An 18,561-nucleotide genomic window follows, 5' to 3' on the forward strand; every position below is an offset into this window, starting at 1 on the left:
GTCATGCCCCGGCTTGACCGGGGCATCCAGTACGCCGCGGCTTCTCGGCTCAAGCACCGCCTCTGGAATACTGGATCGCCCGGTCACGCCGGGCGATGACAGCGGTGTGTGTGGCAAACCCTCCGCCCCCAAACGCCACTGACAATCGGCCCAATCACGACTAGCTAATCCCCAGAATGGCCTTTCCTCCCTCCTCCTTTGCTTCCGAGCGCGCGCCTGGCGCGGGCGTCACTGCGGTGCTTGGGCCGACCAATACCGGCAAGACGCATCTCGCCATCGAGCGGATGCTCTCGCATTCGTCCGGCATGATCGGGCTGCCGCTGCGGCTGCTGGCGCGCGAGGTCTATAACAAGATCGCCGATCGCGCCGGCGCCGAGAGCGTCGCGCTGGTCACCGGCGAGGAGAAGATCAAGCCGAGGAATCCGCGCTACTGGGTCTCGACCGTCGAGGCCATGCCGCGCGATCTCGATGTCTCGTTCCTTGCTGTGGACGAAGTGCAGATCGCCGCCGATCTCGAGCGCGGCCACGTCTTCACCGATCGCATCCTCAACCGTCGCGGCCGCGACGAGACGCTGCTGCTCGGTGCTGCGACCATGCGCCCGATCATCGAGCGTCTGTTGCCCGGCGCTTCCATGATCACGCGTCCCAGGCTCTCCAGCCTTGAATTTGCCGGCGACCGCAAGATCACGCGGCAGCCGCGGCGCACCGCGATCGTCGCGTTCTCGGCCGATGAGGTCTACGCGATCGCCGAGCTGATCCGCCGCCAGCATGGCGGTGCCGCCGTCGTGCTCGGCTCGCTCTCGCCGCGCACGCGCAATGCTCAAGTTGCGATGTACCAGAACGGCGACGTCGATTATCTCGTCGCCACCGATGCGATCGGCATGGGCCTCAATCTCGACGTCGACCACGTCGCATTCGCCTCCGACCGCAAGTTCGACGGCTATCAGTTCCGCCGCTTAACTCCGGCCGAGTTCGCGCAGATCGCAGGACGCGCCGGCCGCGCCACGCGCAATGGCACCTTCGGAACAACCGGTCGCTGTGCGCCGTTCGAGCCCGAGCTCGTCAATGCGCTGCAGAACCACACCTTCGATGCGGTGAAGGTATTGCAGTGGCGCAATTCGAAGCTCGATTTCTCCTCGCTCGGCGCGCTCCAGGTCTCGCTGAACCTGCCGCCCGGCCATGAGGCGCTGACGCGCGCGCCGATCGCCGAGGACATGCGCGTGCTCGATCACGCCGCCCGCGACGGCGAGGTCCGCGACAAGGCGCACGGCAAGGCGGCGGTGGAACGGCTGTGGGAGGCCTGCCAGGTCCCCGATTACCGGAAACTCTCGCCGGCGGCCCATGCCGAGCTCGTCACCACGCTCTACGGCTTCCTGATCGACAAGGGCTGCATCCCGGATAACTGGTTCGCCGCCCAGGTCGACCAGGCCGACCGCATCGACGGCGACATCGACACGCTGTCGGGCCGGATCGCGCATATCCGCACCTGGACCTTCGTCGCCAACCGCCCGGACTGGCTGAAAGACCCCGAACGCTGGCAGGGGGTCACGCGGGAGGTCGAAAATAAATTGTCAGATGCGCTCCATGAACGGCTTACAGAGCGTTTCGTTGATCGTCGTACCAGTGTATTGATGCGCCGCCTGCGGGAGAACACGAGCTTGAATACTGAAATCGGCAAGACCGGCGAAGTCATCGTCGAAGGCCACGTCATCGGCCGTCTTGATGGGTTCACCTTTGCACCGGATGCTGCGGAAGCAGGCTCCGATGCGAAAGCCTTGCAGGCTGCTGCGCAGGCGGTGCTCGCCGGCGAGATCAATGCGCGTGCCGAGAAACTGGGCGCTGCGCCCGACGAGCAGTTCGTGCTGACCTCGGAAGGCACCATCCGCTGGACCGGCGATGCCGTGGCGCGTCTCGTTGCCGCAGAGGAAGCGCTGCATCCGCGCTTGCGCATCATCTCCGACGAGCGCCTCACCGGGGCCCCGCGTGAAAAGGTGCAGGCGCGGCTCGAGCTCTGGCTCAAGACGCATGTCGAAAAGCTGCTCGGGCCGCTGTTCGAGCTGTCGAAGGCCGAGGACGTCACCGGCATCGCCCGCGGCATCGCCTATCAGCTCGTCGAGGCGCTCGGCGTTCTGGAGCGGCCGAAGATCGCCAATGAGCTGAAGGATCTCGACCAGCCCTCGCGCGCGACGCTGCGCAAGTATGGCGTGCGGTTCGGCGCCTATCACCTCTATTTCCCGCAGCTGCTCAAGCCCGCCGGGCGTGCGCTGGCCGCGCTGCTCTGGGCGCTGAAGCACGACAATGTCGATCTGTCAGCACTGTCGGGCGCGCAGCATCTGGCGAGCTCGGGCCGCACCTCGTTCCCCGCTGACAAGGCGTTGCCGCGCGATGCCTATCGCGTGCTCGGCTACAAGCAGTGCGGCGAGCGCGCCGTGCGCGTCGACATCCTGGAGCGCCTGGCCGATCTGATCCGTCCCGCGCTGGCCTGGCGCGAGACCTCGCCCGGCGCGAAGCCGCTAGGGGCGTTCGACGGCCGCGGCTTTGTCGTGACGCAGGCGATGACCTCGCTGACCGGCTCGGCCGGCGAAGATTTTGCCTCGGTGCTGCGCGCGCTCGGCTATCGCATGGAGAAGCGCGCGCCGCTGCCGCCGAAACCCGTCGTGGCAGAGACGGTCGCGGTCGAGACGCCGCCCGCTGAAGGCACCGCGGAAACGTCGAGCGAGACGGTCGCTGAGGCCGTTGCCCAAGTGCCGGCGGATGACGCAGCGCCTGCCGTTGAGGGCGCAGTCGAGCCGGTTACCGTCGAGGATGCGCCGGGCATGGAGCAGCATGAGGAAGAGCCTCACGCCGAGCCCGCGCTCGAGGCCACGCCCGATGCGCCGGTGACGCCCGAGGATGCACCCGGCATCGCACCGCCGGCGGAAGAAGCTGCAACCGTTCAAGCCGTCACCGAGGCCGCGCCGGCTGACGCTGCTGCCGCCGTGGAAGCCGCCGCATCGACTGACGCCGCCTCGCCTGCGGAAGCTGCCCCCGCCGAGCCGCAGCTCGTCGAGGTCTGGCGTCCCGGCGGCCGTCACGAGGACCGCAAGCCGCGCCACGAGCGGCACCGCCCCCGCCATCATCAGCCGCGTCCGCAGGAAGGCGCGCAGGCTGCGCCCGCAGAGGGCGAAGTCGCAGCCGCTGATGCCGCAAAGCCCGGCGAGCGCCATCGTCACGGTGGCGGTCGCAAGGATTTCCGCAAGGGACGCGAGCAGGGCGAAGGCGGCGAACGCCGCGAGCCGCGTGACGACAAGGGCCGCCGGTTCGAGGGCCAGGAACGTAACAAGGATCGCGACAAGGATCGCGATCGGGGCAAGGGCAAGTTCGGCGATCGCGACGGCGGCCGTGGCCGCGACCGCGACAAGGGCCGCGATCGTCGCGACCGCGAATCCGGTCCGTCACATCGCCCCTATGCCTCCAGCGCTTCCCCGCGCGAACGCGATCGCCCGATCGATCCGAACTCGCCCTTCGCAAAGCTCGCCGCGCTGAAAGAGCAGCTTGCCGGCCGCAAGGAGTAGCGTAGCGTTTTCGAGCGAAGTGCGGGGCGGTTCGCGTGAAGAAAACGCGTCAAAGGGAATAATGCCACGACCGAGCGCCAGCGGATCGACAAATGGCTGTGGCACGCTCGCGTGGTGAAGGCGCGCACGTCTGCAGCCGAGCTGGTCGAAAGCGGCCATGTCCGCGTCAACGGCGTGCGCGAGACTTCGCCCGGGCATGCGATCAAGACCGGCGACGTCCTGACGATCGCGCTCGATCGCACCGTGCGGGTGATGAAGGTGGTCGCCTTCACCGAGCGGCGCGGCGACGCAAATTCGGCGCGCGTGCTGTATGAGGAGTTGAATGAGCGCAAAGAGTAATTAATTGCGCTTGGCGTTCACTTCTTGGCCGAAGACGTGCGAAAACCCGTCGTGATCGGCCGTTCCCGATCTTGCGGCGTCGGTATTTACGCGCTACGCAAGCCGCGAATTTGAGAGAGCTTTTCGGAGCGTTGGATGACTTACGTCGTCACTGAAAACTGCATCAAGTGCAAGTACACCGACTGCGTCGAGGTGTGCCCGGTAGATTGCTTCTACGAGGGCGAGAACATGCTGGTCATCCACCCCGACGAATGCATCGATTGTGGCGTGTGCGAGCCGGAATGCCCGGCTGACGCCATCAAGCCGGACACGGAACCCGGCCTCGAAAAGTGGCTGGAAGTGAACGCCGAATACGCCAAGAGCTGGCCGAACATCACCCAGAAGAAAGATTCGCCGGAGGACGCGAAGGAATTCGACGGCAAGGAAGGCAAGTTTGAGAAATATTTTTCTCAAAACCCCGGTTCTGGAGACTAACTCGGGTCAAACTTAACCCTAATACCTTAGTCAGCGCTGTAAACAGGCCAAAAAACCCCTAAATCATTGATTTTTGCGGGAAATGTGCTATATTGGGCACATTGAGCCGAACCCCGTCAGCCCCGTTGGCCCCTCTGGGTTCCCGTGAAACCTCATGTCGAACAGGGGCGTGGCAGTTTTCCGCGCGCAGGCTGTGTCACAGAAAACGCGTAAAAAGAGTACTTCTGCTAAGGCGTCCCATAAGGATGCCAAAAAAGTCGCCGCGGCCAGCCGTAGCGCATCCAAGGGTCGTGCGGCGACTAAGCACACGGCTGCAAAGTCCTCGAAGAAAAGAAGCGCAATGCCTCACAAGACTGCCAAGCCGGCCGCGAAAGCGACCGTTTCCAAGCCCGCGGCTGCCAAGGCTGCGGTCAAGCCTGCCGTGAAAGCGCCTGTTGCCGCTGCGCCCAAGACGCCTGTCGCCGCCAAGGCTCCCGTCAAAGCCCCCGTCGCTGCTGCCAAGCCCGCCGTGAAGCCGGCTGCCGCTGCGCCGAAGGTCGAGGAAAAGAAGGTCGTGACCCAGCGTCAGGGCTTCAAGGCCAATGAATTCGTCGTTTATCCCGCTCACGGCGTCGGCCAGATCCTGGCCATCGAGGAGCAGGAGATCGCCGGGGCCAAGCTCGAGCTGTTCGTCATCAACTTCATCAAGGACAAGATGACGCTGCGCGTTCCGACCGCCAAGGTCGCCAATGTCGGCATGCGCAAGCTGTCCGAGCCGGCGCTGGTCAAGAAGGCGCTGGAGACCCTCAAGGGCCGCGCCCGCGTCAAGCGCACCATGTGGTCGCGCCGCGCCCAGGAATACGAAGCGAAGATCAATTCGGGCGACATCGTCGCGATCGCGGAAGTCGTGCGCGACCTCTACCGCTCCGAATCGCAGCCCGAGCAGTCCTACTCCGAACGCCAGCTCTATGAAGCGGCGCTCGATCGTCTCTCCCGCGAGATTGCGGTGGTGCAGCACTCGACCGAGACCGAAGCGGTCAAGGAGATCGAGGCGCAGCTCGCCAAGAGCCCGCGCCGCACCAATGCCAAGGCCGAAGCCGCCGAGGGCGAGGCCGATGCGGACACCGAGGGCGATATCGACGATACCGATGGCGACGATACGGCGGTCGCCGACGAGGCGGCGTAAGCAGCTTCGGCTCACGCTAGCATTCAAAAGCCCGGCCGTTCGGCCGGGCTTTGTGTTTTGGCGGCGGACACCTCGTCCGGCAGCTGGTCCTCGAATTGTGTTTCGGGCGTTGCGTCAACGCCGATTGCTTGCTTCCGCAAGATGCGGGAGCCGACGTCGAAGCCGAGGCCAGCCCCGGATCAGCGATGCGGATTTCCGAACCGGCTTGACCGGCTTGCAGTCGGGAAAGCGCGCAAGCAGCTCGGCCTTCAGAAACTCGAGGTGGCCGATCTGGGCGACGAGCTCCTTCAGGTCGCGTTCGCCGTCGATCAGCTCCACCTCGAGGCTCCGCAGTCGCCGTTTGTCGCCATCGTCGCGATCGACGAATTCATCTGCGTCATTGCCGGCCGCCACGGCGGCGCGCGCAAGCACGTCCTCCATCCGCTCCTTCAGGTTGGCCTGTCGGGCTTTCCCGGCCTTCAGCGTCGCGTCAAGCGCCTGGACGATCGCGTCCATGCGCAGCGGATCGGTCTCGGTAGCAGGTGTCAGCTCAAGTGCAGCCCTGCCTAGGGCGACAGCGAAAAAGCGCGACTTCATCAGTAATGTCAACATCATGCGCGTTGGTCGCGTAGTTCGGCCGGCGGGTTCGATTCCTTCTGCGTGCCCTTGGCGACGGCGCTTGGCTCTCTGCGCCAAATCCGAACCGGTATCACGAAGCCCTTGAGATCAGGCGGGCATTACGCATCTCCCGTCCACGCAGGAACTGCGGATTCAGCTGTTCGACCTCCTTTCGGTCCGGCCCGCGCTGCCGCGCGCCCCGGAATGAGGGAACAACTGTTGGATACAACACTGGCGATTAAGAGATGAACTGCTATGTTATTGAGATCGGTCATGAATGGCTTTGCCCCGTGACCGCGCTAGGCCCGTCCGACAGGCGGGCCGTTGGCTTTATAGGAGCCTGGTTATGAGCCGCTCAAACCGTACCGAACATATTCGCCTCACCTCCCATCCGGAGCCGGGCGGAAAGGCGGCCTTTCCGATTCAATGGGGCGCCGCGGACGCGCGCGCGCGCGGGCCGATCGTCGGCACGGTGTCGCGCGCCCAGGACCGCAACGTCATCGGCAGCCATGGCGGTTCCTATGCCGTCTATCGTGCGCTCGCGGTCTCCGCCGGCGCGCTCGATCCGATCCGGCGTCCCGATCTCACCAACACGTTTCCGGCCGCGACCATCGGGCCGTTCCCGCAATGGAGCGATCCGGAAAAGATCGTCGCGCTCGACCCCTGGGGGCATCTCGTCGCCGAGAATTTCCGTAAAGAAATCGCCGAAGGCGCCGACATCCGGCCGAGCATCGCGGTGACGCGCGCGCGGCTGGACCTGCCGGAAATCCGCGGCGCGCTGGTCGCCAAGCGGCTGAAGCCGGACGGCGAGGTCGTGCACGCCAATGGCAGCGTGTCGGTGGTGAAGATCGCGATCGATCCGGTCTGGTATCTGCCCGGCCTTGCCAAGCGCTTCGGCGCCAGTGAGACCGAGCTGCGGCGCACCTTGTTCGAGCAGACCGCGGGAATGTTCCCCGAGCTCGTGACGCGGCCCGACATGAAGGTATTCCTGCCACCGATCGGCGGCACCACGGTCTATCTGTTCGGCGACGTGACGAAACTGCCCGATCATCGCACCAGGATCACCTGCCGCGTGCACGACGAATGCAACGGCTCCGACGTGTTCGGCTCCGACATCTGCACCTGCCGCCCCTACCTCATTCACGGCATCGAGGAATCCGCGCGCGGCGCGCAGGAGGGTGGGCTTGGGCTCGTCGTCTACAACCGCAAGGAAGGACGGGCGCTCGGCGAGGTCACGAAATTCCTGGTCTACAATGCCCGCAAGCGCCAGGAGGACGGCGACGCAGCCGCCGCCTATTTCGAGCGGACCGAATGCGTTGCCGGCGTGCAAGATGCACGCTTCCAGCAACTGATGCCGGACACGATCCACTGGCTCGGCCTGAAGCGCATCGATCGCTTCCTGTCGATGAGCGACATGAAATATGACGCGCTTACGGGGCAGGGCATCGATATCGTCGAGCGCGTGCCGATCCCGCTGGAGCTCATTCCGGCCGATGCGCATGTCGAGATCGCCGCCAAGAAGGCGGCCGGATACTACGCCGAAGAGATTCCGACAGCGAAGGACTTGACCGACACGGTCGGACGCTCGCTGGAGAAATATTGAGTCACGTGATGGCGGCGGCCACAGAACGAGAGGCCCGATCGCTGCTCTCGGCGGAAGCGGTCCGCGCGCGCGCCGCGCAGATGCTCGACATCGGCCTCGACGGCGGACTGACGCATTTCACGGTTCATCTCGATCGCATGGACGCTGTCGTGGATGCCGTGCTCGCGGTCACGCGGCGGTCCTATCCTGCGCTGGATATTCCCTTTCACGCACGTTGGCGGCACTTCGTCCTCGGCGGCGCCGACCGTTGGTCGCGCCTCGCGGACACCGTGTCCTGGCCGGATCGCGCCGCGCGGGCGCGCGCCGAGTTCGATCTCGCCATCGTCAGCGTGCTGCTGGATGCAGGCGCCGGCGCTGCCTGGCGCTACCGCGATGCCATGACGGGGCAGGACATCGGCCGCTCCGAGGGGCTTGCCCTGGCAAGCCTCGACATGTTCGCAAGGGGCGCGTTTTCCGGTGACCCGCGCTCTCCCTTCCGCGTCGATGCGGATGTGATCGCACAACTCCCGCTCGCGCGGCTCGAGTCCGGCTTTCAGGTCACGGACAGCAATCCGCTGCTGGGCCTTGAGGGACGCACGGATTTGTTGCGGCGCCTGGGGCAGCTGGTGGCGTCTCGTCTGCAGGTCTTCGGTACGCATGATCGGCCGCGTCCGGGTGGGTTGTTCGATCACCTCGCGGCAAGAGCCGTGAGCGGCGCGATCGCCGCACCAGTCATTCTCGCCGAAGTGCTGAGCCAGCTCGGACCGATCTGGCCGTCGCGACTCGAGCTTGCCGGCATTGCGCTCGGCGATTGCTGGCGCCACCCCGCGATCAAGACCGATGACGCGACCACAGGCCTCGTGCCCCTGCACAAGCTGTCGCAATGGCTGAGCTATTCGCTGATCGAGCCCTTGCAGCACGCCGGCTTTGACGTGACCGACATCGACGGCCTCACCGGGCTCGCCGAATACCGCAACGGCGGCTTGTTCGTCGATCTCGATGTGCTTGTTCTGCGCGATGCTCTGGATTCGGAGCGCTCTCACGGAGTGGATTCCCTCCTCGTCGTGGAGTGGCGGGCACTGACGGTCGCCTTGCTGGACCGGCTCGCCGAGCATGTCCGCGCGCGGCTCGGTCGCGATCGCACCTCGTTGCCGCTTGCAAGCATTTTGGAAGGCGGCACCTGGGCTGCGGGCCGCGCCGCTGCCTTTGCGCGGCGCCCCGACGGCGCGCCGCCGATCAAGGTCATCAGCGATGGGACGGTTTTCTAAGCCATGAGATTTGGTTCGACCGATTGCGGACCCGCGTGCACGCTGTGCCCCTCTCCGACAAGGGGAGAAGGAAAAGATCTCGGCTGATCGCGATTCAATCAAAGCTCATTTTTTGGGAGCATCACGTCATGGAAGGCGTCACGATCGTCGATCATCCCCTGGTCCAGCACAAGCTGACGCTGGTGCGGGACAAGTCCATCTCGACAAAATCCTTCCGTGAGCTCGTCAAGGAGATCGGCATGCTCCTGTGCTACGAGGTCACGCGCGATCTTCCGCTCGCCGAGGTCGTCGTCGACACGCCGCTTGCGCGCATGCAGTCGGCCAAGATCGCCGGCAAGAAGCTGGTGTTCGTTCCGGTGCTGCGTGCCGGCACGACGTTCGTCGACGGCATGATGGATCTGGTCCCCACCGCGCGCGTCGCCCATATCGGGCTCTATCGCGAACCGCACAGCTTCGCGGCCGTCGAATATTTCTTCAAGTCGCCGTCCGACCTCGGCGAACGGCTCGCGATCGTGGTGACGCCGGTGCTTGCAACGGCCAACACGGCAGTGGCTGCGGTCGACCGGCTGAAGGAGCGCGGCGCGAAGGATATCCGGCTCGCCTGCCTGATCGCCGCGCCCGAAGGCCTCGAGCGGATCCGCGGTCTGCATCCGGACGTCCCGATCTGGACGGCAGCCATCGATGAAGGGCTCGACGAGCACGGCTACATCCTGCCGGGCCTCGGCGATGCCGGCGACCGCGCGTACGGAACGCGGTAGCGCAGCGCCCTGGCAGACAATTTCATTTGAATTCCAGCGCCGATCCGCCAATTGCAAGATGCTGGTGAGATACGGGACTTCGACACCGCCTTGAGTCGCATAGTCGCTGCGCCAGCGAGGTGATCAAATGAAGCAGCCGCAGTTCCTGGCGCGCCTTGCCTTGCCGAAGTTCGGCCGGTTGCGAGACGCGCATGTGCAGCACATCGGTTGGGTGAGCGCACTCGTGGCCCTCGGCGGGGTGGCGTGCATGCTGTATTCGCCTTCCCATGGACAGCAGCCGGGGCAACAAAGTCTCGATGCCGCCTCAGGACAACGAGCGTTCAACAATGCATGTCGGACCTGCCACACGATCAAGGACGGCGACAATCGCTTGGGCCCGCATCTGTACAGGATCGTCGGAAGGAAGGCCGGCTCGCTGCCGGATTATAACTACTCGAGCGCGATGAAGGGGGCGGACCTCGTCTGGGACGAAGATAAGCTCGAGCGCTTCATCGCCAATCCGGACGAGTTGATACCGGGCAACAGCATGAAACCATACAGCGGACTGGCATCTGCCGACGACAGAGCAAGAATAGTTTCCTTCCTGCGATCGGACGCGTCGAGCCAATAGCTCGCCTTTTCACTCGCCCGTTCGCCAGCCGCTTGCCGATGCTCACCACCGGCTTCGTCTCTCCCATATTTCCTCGCCGATGCCACAGGACACCCTCGGCCCGCTTTCGGCCGCCGGGACGATCCGGTACGCCGGTGTTCGGCCGGCGACCTCCAGCGTGAGCTTGGTCTTGATTGCCTCCTTGAACTTCTCGCGCTCCCTGATTGCCAGCATAAACGAGCCCGGGCCTCCGATCACGCAATCCTCGTAGTAAAAATCAAGGTCATCGATATCCATCATCGAAACGGTCGCGCCTTTCACCATGATCGGCAGGCCGTTAATCGTGATGCCCTTCTCCAGCGCCGCATTCCGCGCCTTGGTAACCGGGGGCCCTTCGTTGTTCGCACCATCGCCGGAAATATCGATCACGCGTCGCAGCCCGTGGTACGGGTTTTGGTCGAACAGCGGAATTGCAAAATGGATCGCGCCGGAAATCGACGTGCGGGAGCCCCGGCGAACCGGCGTTTTCATGATCTCGGCGGCCAGCGCATCTGCGGACTCCGGACCGTCGATGAGCCTCCAGGGCACGATGATCCTCTGATCATCCGATGCAGACCATTCGAAATAGGTCACGGCCAGCCTCTTGCTTGGCCCGGCCTTGAGCGCCTGGAGAAATTCATCGGAGATGACGGCCTGCGCGTAGCCTTCGCGCTGGACGACAAGCTCGTCCTCGTCCATCGAATAGGAGACATCGACGGCAATGACGAGTTCGGCATCGACGGAGGGCAGGGCGTCCTTGTCGACCAATTGATGCCCGAAATTGCCGACGGCGGTGCTGGCGAAGTTGCCTCCAGCGATAGTGCCCGCGATCAGCAATCTCAGGAGCCAGACATACTTGCGCATGCAGGTCCTCGTTCGGGTTGTACTCACATGCACGCGCTCAGACGACGTGCGCGTGTCCAACTTGATCGTGCAGACGGAGGTAACCAGTCACTGTGTGGCGAAACGGCGCACCGGACCCGGTTGCCGCCGCCCCGGATAAGGAATGTCCGAGGCGGCTCCTGAAATCATGCTTGCGTCAAAATGGCATCTGCAAAGCTGGTAGCGGGATGCATGGTAATATCACAGGCCGCTCTACTACCGCGAAGAGAACCCGACGGTCGTCAGTTTCGGCGCCTTCTGCTGCGCGATCATGCTCTGACGCGGAGTCAGGACGGCGATCTGGTGGGGAGAAGCAGGCATACCAGCAGCCTCCAGCATCGGAGTGGGCGACTGCTCCTGAACTCCGGATGCCCCCATCACCGCAACCTGGTGCCACGTGATCGGAAAGCCCGTCAGTTCAAAGCTTGGAAGTTCTGCTGCCCCTGCGGAGAAGCCGACTACCATCGCCGGCCCAATTACAACCATCAAGAACATCTTCTTCATGGCAATCTCCTTCCGTCGGATATGCGCGAAAAGTGAACCAGCTCACATCCCGCCACGACAAATTGAAATATGCTATTTTCCTGCGCACCTTAACTTGCCAGACTAGCAAACGAACGGCAGTTCTTCTTGGTCAATTGCGAACGGCAGCACCGAACCTGGGTACGCGAATTGTCAACACGCTCGGATTGTGGTTCGGCTGAATAAGTTGCCGGCAAGATGCTGATCGAAGGAGTCAACCACGTGACTCTGCGAATCGAGTCAAGCAGCAGATGCCCCCATGCTCCACCGGAGTGGTGTACACCCGGTGCGCGCGACAACAGAGCATCTCACGCCTCGATTCCGCTCCTGCTTAGCGGGGTTTTGAGGCGCGTCTGAGGTCGAAGCTCATGAGTGAAACAGGAAAGCGCCAGACGTCGGAATGCTTGCCTGAACTCGCAACATTTCGACTTTCGACCGACAAGTTTCCCCAGCGAAAGCGCCTGTCCATGTGGCGCGAGGAATTCGGCGACAAGATCCTTCGCGTCGATATCGAGCCGTTGTCGGATATTCCATTCCACGCCAGGTCGACGTTGCGTATCCTGCCGGGGCTGAATGCGTTCTCTTCCACCTCATCGCCGCTTCGATTTCGCCGCACGAGCGATGGGCCCGATGCTGATGGATCAATTGCGCTCATCATCAACATGACGAAGGACTGTGTCGTATCTCAGCGGGGCCGGGAGGTGACGCTCCGCGCGGGCGATGCAGTCGCAGTGCATCACAGGAGCAGGGGGAGCGCGAGCTTTGCAGAAGGAAGCTACTTCGCTCTGGTGATCCCGCGCGCTGAGCTTGCGTCGCGCCTGAGCAATCTCGATGAGCCGACGATGCAGCCTATCCCGCGCGAGCAGACCACCCTGCGGCTCATTAGAAGCTATATGCGTCCGCTATGGGACGAGCTTCGCCTGGCCACGTCCGATCTACGTAGCCTGGTGGCGACGCACGTTCATGATCTTGCGGCAATGATGCTGAGCCGTGAGCATTTGTCAGGTGAGAGCAACGCCAGCGCGGTGGTGGCGACCCGATTGGCCGCCGTATTGGACTATATCGGTGCCCACTTCGACGATCCGGAACTCAATCTGGATACGGTCGCGCATAGCCAAGGCGTTTCTCCTCGCTACCTGCAGCGGCTGCTCGAAACCTCGGGATCATCCTTTACCGCCCAGGTGAACGAGCTGCGCCTGCAACGGGCGTTCGCGCTTCTGACGGAGCCGGCCGCGAGCCCGAGACTGATTTCCGACATTGCATTGGAGGTCGGCTTTTCCGACATCTCCTATTTCAATCGATCGTTTCACTCGCGCTTTGGCGAGTCGCCGAGTGGCATACGAACCCAGTCAAGAAGATCGCATTGACGACGCCGGCGGAGCTGTCCGATCTACGGCTCTCCAGCGCGCGCCTGCGTCCAGATCGCGATCGGCTGCTCGAGGCCGCGGACGACCTGCGGGGCCTGGGCCATCAGCGGACGAAACGCCGCGTCGGCCTCGCCGAGCTCGATCCTGGCGCGCCTGACGAGATCGTCGCTGGCCACCAGCGCACAGCCGAGCGTGCGCGTCAGGGATTCGAGCCGGCTTGCCGCGTTCACGGTAGAGCCGATCACCGCAAATTCGAGACAGGTCACCCCGATATCGCCGAGCACGACGGGTCCGTAATGCAGGCCAAAGCTGACGCGGATCGGAGACTCGCCGGCCGCTTTGCGCTGCTCGTTCCAGCGATCCGCGGCCGCCATCATCGCCTGGGCACAGCGTAGCGCGTGGATGGCATCAAGCTTGCCGACGAAGGGCGTGCCGAAGGTCGCCATCAACCCGTCGCCGAGATATTTGTCGAGCGTCCCGCTGTGGCGGAACACCTCCTGTTCCATCAGCGCGTGGAATTCGCGCAATGTGCGCACGACGTCTTCCGGTGTTCGCGCGTCGGCAAAGGCCGTGAAGCCGACGATGTCGACGAACAGAACCGCGACGTTTTGCGTGCGTACCTGCTTCAGCGGCTCGTCATGCCGCGACAATTCCTCGACCACGTTCGGCGAGAAGTAGCGCGCGAGATTGCCGCGTTCGCGCTCCACTGCGGCATGGCGGATCAGGAGATCGTTGCTGCGGCGCACCGCCAGGGCGAGCGTCGCCGCGACGATCATGAACACGACGATTTCCTGGATGCGCGTGCCGAGCGCGATCGAACTTGGCGAGATCAACTGAAACAGCCTGTGATCGCTGCCGAGCGCTGCGGCGATGCGGGCGGTCAGTTCAGGGGCGCGATCCGGTTGCCACCACACCCAGGCAACGCCGATGCTCCAAAGAGCCGCAGTCCACGTTCCGACTGCGATGACGGTCCGCCAGGAGTAGGCCAGCGTCGCACCCGACAGCAGCACGAAGAAATAGATGAAGTTGCCGAAATGGAGTTGCATCGCCACGGGCAAGCGCGCGGAAACGAACGGATTCGGCACGACGAGGATCAAAGTCAGCAGTGCGAGGTCGCAGAACAACAGCGCCAGCTCCGGCCTCGACACGCCGACCCGCCCAACCCTGACCTGGGCCCAGCCAATCAGTGCGAACAGACCGAGCAACGCCACATAATAAAGCTGGTCCCATACCGGATTGATGTAGATGAGCAGGCAGGCGATCACCGTGAGCGCGACATAGCGCGCCCGCACCGCCAGCTGCAGGCCCTCCTGCTTGGCCGCTGCGAGCGCGGCCTGTGCAAACTCGACGGTTTCGGTCTCGCGCCGATCGCGCGCACGCGGCAATACGGCGGACAGGTCAAGACGCTCGACAAGCGTGGTCACGGGGCGGTCTCCTCGTGTGGGCTTTTGCAGCACATTGACGAACGTCAGCGTCCGCAACAAACGAATAGTGCGGAGAAGGTTGTCGCGCCAGCCTTGCGATGGCGCCACAGGCGAAGTTCCGGTCGCGCGGCCGACCGGTGTGTCGCGGCCGCGCAACACATGGTGACAGAACCGCTGTCGATTTCGTGCGAGTCCATATGGTAGTCGCCTCCGTCCAAGAGGGCGGGCGCGGTCGTTGCTAGCTTGCCGGTGACACTAAGGTGTGACCATCGAGGTCGGGCACCGCCACGGCGCGAGCCGATCTGACTGACTTGAGGTTCTCTAGATGAAGCGAGTTCTGTTCGCCGCGGCGTTTGCCGCCGTTGCCGGGATGGGCGCCGCCCACGCCGCCGACCTTGCCGCCCGTCCCTATACCAAGGCGCCCGCGGCGGCCGCAGTCGAGAGCTGGACCGGGTTTTATCTCGGCGCAGATGTGGGGGCCCGCTGGTCCGATACGACCTGGACCTCGACAGCCTTGGAGGATCCTGTCTGGGCAGGTGGGTCGTCCCTGCTTCTCCAGGGCAACCCCGCCAGCTTCAACAGCACGTCGTTTCGTGGCGGTGGCTATGCTGGCTACAACTGGCAGGTCGCGCCGTCCTGGGTGATCGGCATCGAGGGCGATGTTGCCTGGGCGGACAACAACAAGACGCTTGCCGGCGTCCCCGGCACCTGGGGGAGTAGCACCCCCGCCTCTCTCATTGCGATCGATAGCACCACCGTAAAGCTCGGTTGGGATGCGAGCATTCGCGGCCGCGTCGGCTGGCTGGTTGCTCCGAGCGTGATGCTGTTCGGCACCGGTGGTATTGCCTGGCAGGACGTCTCGCTGACTGCGAACTGCATGCGCACCGGGCCGTGGTGCATCCTCGATCGCACCGAAACGTTCCACAAGGTGGCAACCGGGTGGACCGTGGGCGGCGGCATCGAAGCCAAGGTTTGGAGCAACTGGCTTGCGCGGGCCGAATATCGCTACGCCGATTTCGGGCACGTCGACCACGAATTCTTCCCGCAGACAGTCGATTCCGTCTTCATGAACCAGAGCTTGAAGACCCATGCCGTGTCGGTCGGTTTGGCGTACCAGTTCGGCGGACCGGTGGTTGCGAAATATTGATCGCGCCGCGCCGAATTAGCCGCGGCGTTCATCGTTCCCGTAACTTAAGCCCGGCTTCAAGCCGGGCTTTTTTTTTGGTGCGGTGCGTAGGGTGACTAGATCACGGCCAGGCAAGGCCCGCTCACTTCACCGGCCGCTTCTCGAGCTTCCGGGCCAGCGTGCGGCGGTGCATGCCGAGGCGACGTGCGGCTTCCGAGATATTGAAATCCGTCTCGATCAGCGTCTGGTGGATGCGTTCCCATTCCAGCGTCTTGATCGAGGTGGGACGCGCGTCTAGCGCCACCTCGGCATTGCCTTCGGCCTTCTGGAACGCGGCTTCGATGTCGTCGGTGTTGGAGGGCTTTGCGAGATAGTGGCAGGCCCCGAGCTTGATTGCCTCCACTGCGGTGGCGATGCTGGCAAAGCCCGTGAGCACCACGATCAGCATGTCGGGATCATGGGTGTGCAGCAGCTCGACACAGGCAAGACCGGAGGCGCCGCCGAGCTTGAGGTCGACGACGGCGTGGCCGAACGATTTGTCCTCGAGCTCCTTGCGGACCTCCTCGATCGAGGCGGCGATCACGACGGAATAGCCGCGGCGCTCGAATGAGCGCTTCAGCGTGCGCGCAAAGCTCGCGTCGTCCTCGACGATGATCAGGGACTGCTCAGGCGTCAAAACCGCCTCCGATGGCAAGCGTGGAGAGAGGCAGCACGAGCCGCACGGTGGCGCCGCGCTTCCTGTGGTTCTCCGCGGTCACCATGCCCCCAAGCTTGCGCACGACGTTGACCACCAGGAACAGGCCGAGCCCGCCGCCGGCGCGGCCCTTGCTCGACTGGTAGGGTTTTCCGAGCTGCGCCAGCATCTCCCGCGCAAAGCCCGGGCCGCGGTCGCTGATCGACAGCACGAGCTTGTCGTCCTCGCGCTCGGCCAACAGCTCGACCCAGTCGCGCGAGACCTCGTAAGCGTTGTCGAGCACGTTGAAGATCACCTGCTTCAGCGCGATGTCGGAGACGATCGCGACGTCCTCGCCAAAAGTGTTGGTGAAGTAGAGCGTGCGCGCCGAGCGCGCGTTGCGCCATTCCTCGACCAGCGCGGTCAGGAAGGCCGCCACGGTCGTCGGCGCCGAGCCCTCGCCGCGGGCTTCGCCAGCGGAGACCAGGATGCCGGTCACGATCGATTTGCAGCGTTGCAGCGAGGTCTCCATCTCGGCGAGATCCTCGGCGAGCTCGTCGCGGCCGCCAAGCTCCGGCATGCGGCGCCAGTCGTTGAGGATGACCGAGAGCGAGGCGAGCGGCGTGCCGAGCTCATGCGCTGCGCCCGAGGCGAGCAGGCCCATGCGGACGATGTGATCCTCCTCGGCGGCATGCTGGCGCAGCGCCGCCAGATGTGCATCGCGCTCGCGAAGGTTCCTGTTGATGCGAGTCACGAACACCACCAGCAGCACGGCGTTGAGCGCGAAGCCGAAGAGCATGCCGACGACGGTTAGGCTGTAGGTGTCGCTCAGGGGGTTATGCGGCAGGTCCAGCGGCCGGTAGGCGAGCGTCAGCCAGACGAAGGCGGCGCAGGTCAGCGCCACCAGCGACCAGGTCGAGCGGGCATCGAGCAGCACTGCCCCCAGCGTCACCTGCAACAGGAACAACGAGGTGAAGGGATTGGTGGCGCCCCCGCTGAGGTAAAGCTGAGCGGTGAGTGCGGCGACGTCGAGCATCAGCGCGACCAGCAGCTCGTTGTTGGTGATCGCGGCACGGTGGCGCACCCAGACCAGGCTCGAAATGTTGAGCAGCACCAGCGCCGAGATCACCGCGCCCATCCGCGCGAGCGGCAGCTCGATGCCGAGCCCGAAATGCGCCGCCCCGATCGTGATGATCTGGCCGACGACCGCGGTCCAGCGCAGCTGGATCAGCAGCGCCATGTTCTTGCGGTTGGTCTCGTCGTCGGTCGGCGAGGGCAGGGATGTCGCGGTCAGCTCGGTGCGGCCGTCCACCTGCGCAGGAAGCGCAGCCGCGTCATGTCCGAGAGAGAGCTTTCCCTTCTCAGGTCGGCTCGACGATCGTTCCAGCATCTGATCCCGTCCCGCGGGCGGCGGTCTTGCCGGCCCTTTCGTGGACAAAGCGCCCGCGGCGGAACAGCCCGCCGCCGAATGTGACGAATAGTTTGCCGGCCAGCATAAAGGCCAGCGCAAACCATGTCAGCGCGTAAATCAGGTGGTTATTGGGAAAGCGGATCACGGTCAATCCGCCGATCGGATAGACGCCGGCGTTGGGGGCTGCGTCGGCATCGATGAAGAAGGGCGCGACCTCATCATTAAGTCCGCGCGCGGCGGCGATCGCTGCGACATCGCGCGAGTACCAGCGATCATGCGCGGGATCGTTGTCGCGCAGGAAGCCGCCCTTCGGCTCGGTCATGCGCAGGAGACCGTTGATCACGATCGTGCCGGATGCGTCACCATCCGGCCGCGTCGCGGGATCGCGCTTGTCGGCCGGCACGAAGCCGCGATTGATCAGGACCATCGTGCCGTCGTCGCGCAGAAGCGGCGTCAGCACCCAGAAGCCGGCGCCTTCCTCCGTCACGGCTTTGACCAGCGTCTCCCGGTCATTCAGCAGGCGGCCGGCGACGCTGACGTGGCGGTATTCGTCGCTCGCGGCCGTGACCGCGGGCCAGGCCGCGGGCGGCGGCAGCGCGGTTGTCGTGGCGTGAACGCGCGCCTCGACGCGATCGATCAGCACGAGCTTCCAGGCGCGCCGCTGGACCTGCCAGACGCCGAGGCCGATCAGGATAGCGATAGCAAGGAGAGAGAGCGTCGTGAGCCACAGGGAAGGGCGCGCAGCCTTGGCGGGGCTGCGCGTTGTCCGTCCGTCGTGTCTCACGGATGCG

General features: G+C 64.3%; 17 protein-coding genes. 10 read left to right on the top strand and 7 right to left on the bottom strand.

What is annotated here, in order from left to right:
* Positions 1 to 176 precede the first annotated feature (176 nt).
* The 4 genes from NLN62_RS19700 to NLN62_RS19715 all read left to right on the top strand — a co-directional run bounded on the left by NLN62_RS19700 (position 177) and on the right by NLN62_RS19715 (position 5,532).
* Entirely contained in the window at positions 177 to 3,554 is a 3,378-nt protein-coding gene (locus tag NLN62_RS19700; protein WP_254109893.1) for a helicase-related protein, read from the top strand.
* Between the two features lie 84 nt (positions 3,555 to 3,638).
* Positions 3,639 to 3,893: an RNA-binding S4 domain-containing protein gene (locus NLN62_RS19705; protein ID WP_256576091.1), complete on the top strand. Its 255-nt coding sequence runs from the start codon at positions 3,639 to 3,641 to the stop codon at positions 3,891 to 3,893.
* A 135-nt stretch (positions 3,894 to 4,028) separates the two neighbouring features.
* Positions 4,029 to 4,367 carry a ferredoxin FdxA gene (fdxA, locus tag NLN62_RS19710; RefSeq protein WP_027526516.1) on the top strand — a complete coding sequence of 113 codons (339 nt, stop codon included), beginning with the start codon at positions 4,029 to 4,031 and terminating at the stop codon, positions 4,365 to 4,367.
* Between the two features lie 340 nt (positions 4,368 to 4,707).
* Positions 4,708 to 5,532, top strand: coding sequence for a CarD family transcriptional regulator (locus tag NLN62_RS19715; RefSeq protein WP_084801675.1), 825 nt, complete (start codon positions 4,708 to 4,710; stop codon positions 5,530 to 5,532).
* Between the two features lie 114 nt (positions 5,533 to 5,646).
* Here the strand turns inward: NLN62_RS19715 and NLN62_RS19720 are convergent, their stop codons facing one another.
* The gene (locus NLN62_RS19720; RefSeq protein WP_254109894.1) at positions 5,647 to 6,108 is read right to left on the bottom strand and encodes a hypothetical protein; all 462 of its coding nucleotides are present in this window, start codon (positions 6,106 to 6,108) and stop codon (positions 5,647 to 5,649) included.
* A gap of 367 nt (positions 6,109 to 6,475) precedes the next feature.
* On the opposite strand from NLN62_RS19720, the gene NLN62_RS19725 reads away from it, so the two are divergent.
* The 4 genes from NLN62_RS19725 to NLN62_RS19740 all read left to right on the top strand — a co-directional run bounded on the left by NLN62_RS19725 (position 6,476) and on the right by NLN62_RS19740 (position 10,347).
* Positions 6,476 to 7,732 (top strand): GTP cyclohydrolase II, encoded by a 1,257-nt coding sequence (locus NLN62_RS19725; protein ID WP_254109895.1) that lies wholly within the window; start codon positions 6,476 to 6,478, stop codon positions 7,730 to 7,732.
* Positions 7,733 to 7,740: 8 nt separating this feature from the next.
* A complete protein-coding gene (locus NLN62_RS19730) occupies positions 7,741 to 8,979 on the top strand; it encodes a URC4/urg3 family protein (protein WP_254109896.1) in 1,239 nt (412 codons plus the stop codon).
* 128 nt (positions 8,980 to 9,107) lie between these two features.
* Positions 9,108 to 9,737: a uracil phosphoribosyltransferase gene (gene upp / locus NLN62_RS19735; RefSeq protein ID WP_027526512.1), complete on the top strand. Its 630-nt coding sequence runs from the start codon at positions 9,108 to 9,110 to the stop codon at positions 9,735 to 9,737.
* Positions 9,738 to 9,864: 127 nt separating this feature from the next.
* Positions 9,865 to 10,347, top strand: a complete 483-nt coding sequence (locus tag NLN62_RS19740) for a cytochrome c family protein (protein ID WP_371260534.1) — start codon at positions 9,865 to 9,867, stop codon at positions 10,345 to 10,347.
* Between the two features lie 42 nt (positions 10,348 to 10,389).
* On the opposite strand, the gene NLN62_RS19745 is transcribed toward NLN62_RS19740, so the two are convergent.
* Both NLN62_RS19745 and NLN62_RS19750 read right to left on the bottom strand, forming a co-directional pair.
* Positions 10,390 to 11,229, bottom strand: a complete 840-nt coding sequence (locus NLN62_RS19745) for a DUF1194 domain-containing protein (protein WP_027526510.1) — start codon at positions 11,227 to 11,229, stop codon at positions 10,390 to 10,392.
* A 234-nt stretch (positions 11,230 to 11,463) separates the two neighbouring features.
* Positions 11,464 to 11,751, bottom strand: coding sequence for a hypothetical protein (locus NLN62_RS19750; protein ID WP_035664194.1), 288 nt, complete (start codon positions 11,749 to 11,751; stop codon positions 11,464 to 11,466).
* A gap of 422 nt (positions 11,752 to 12,173) precedes the next feature.
* Here NLN62_RS19750 and NLN62_RS19755 point away from each other — a divergent pair, with 422 nt between their 5' ends.
* The gene (locus NLN62_RS19755; protein ID WP_027526508.1) at positions 12,174 to 13,136 is read left to right on the top strand and encodes an AraC family transcriptional regulator; all 963 of its coding nucleotides are present in this window, start codon (positions 12,174 to 12,176) and stop codon (positions 13,134 to 13,136) included.
* Between the two features lie 23 nt (positions 13,137 to 13,159).
* Here NLN62_RS19755 and NLN62_RS19760 read toward each other — a convergent pair whose 3' ends face one another.
* Positions 13,160 to 14,560: an adenylate/guanylate cyclase domain-containing protein gene (locus NLN62_RS19760; protein ID WP_084801677.1), complete on the bottom strand. Its 1,401-nt coding sequence runs from the start codon at positions 14,558 to 14,560 to the stop codon at positions 13,160 to 13,162.
* 325 nt (positions 14,561 to 14,885) lie between these two features.
* Here NLN62_RS19760 and NLN62_RS19765 point away from each other — a divergent pair, with 325 nt between their 5' ends.
* Positions 14,886 to 15,707 (top strand): outer membrane protein, encoded by an 822-nt coding sequence (locus NLN62_RS19765; RefSeq protein ID WP_254109897.1) that lies wholly within the window; start codon positions 14,886 to 14,888, stop codon positions 15,705 to 15,707.
* Positions 15,708 to 15,828: 121 nt separating this feature from the next.
* Here NLN62_RS19765 and NLN62_RS19770 read toward each other — a convergent pair whose 3' ends face one another.
* Genes NLN62_RS19770 through NLN62_RS19780 form a run of 3 tightly spaced genes read right to left on the bottom strand, consistent with a single transcriptional unit; the run spans position 15,829 to position 18,554 of the window.
* Entirely contained in the window at positions 15,829 to 16,362 is a 534-nt protein-coding gene (locus NLN62_RS19770; RefSeq protein WP_027526506.1) for a response regulator transcription factor, read from the bottom strand.
* Complete coding sequence (locus NLN62_RS19775; protein WP_027526505.1) at positions 16,352 to 17,749, bottom strand: ATP-binding protein; 1,398 nt, start codon at positions 17,747 to 17,749, stop codon at positions 16,352 to 16,354. The genes NLN62_RS19770 and NLN62_RS19775 overlap by 11 nt, the downstream gene beginning before the upstream one ends.
* The gene (locus NLN62_RS19780; RefSeq protein ID WP_254109898.1) at positions 17,721 to 18,554 is read right to left on the bottom strand and encodes an SURF1 family protein; all 834 of its coding nucleotides are present in this window, start codon (positions 18,552 to 18,554) and stop codon (positions 17,721 to 17,723) included. The genes NLN62_RS19775 and NLN62_RS19780 overlap by 29 nt, the downstream gene beginning before the upstream one ends.
* Positions 18,555 to 18,561: the final 7 nt, after the last annotated feature.

Origin of the sequence: Bradyrhizobium sp. CCGUVB23 (assembly GCF_024199885.1) — a bacterium.
Classification (GTDB): domain Bacteria; phylum Pseudomonadota; class Alphaproteobacteria; order Rhizobiales; family Xanthobacteraceae; genus Bradyrhizobium.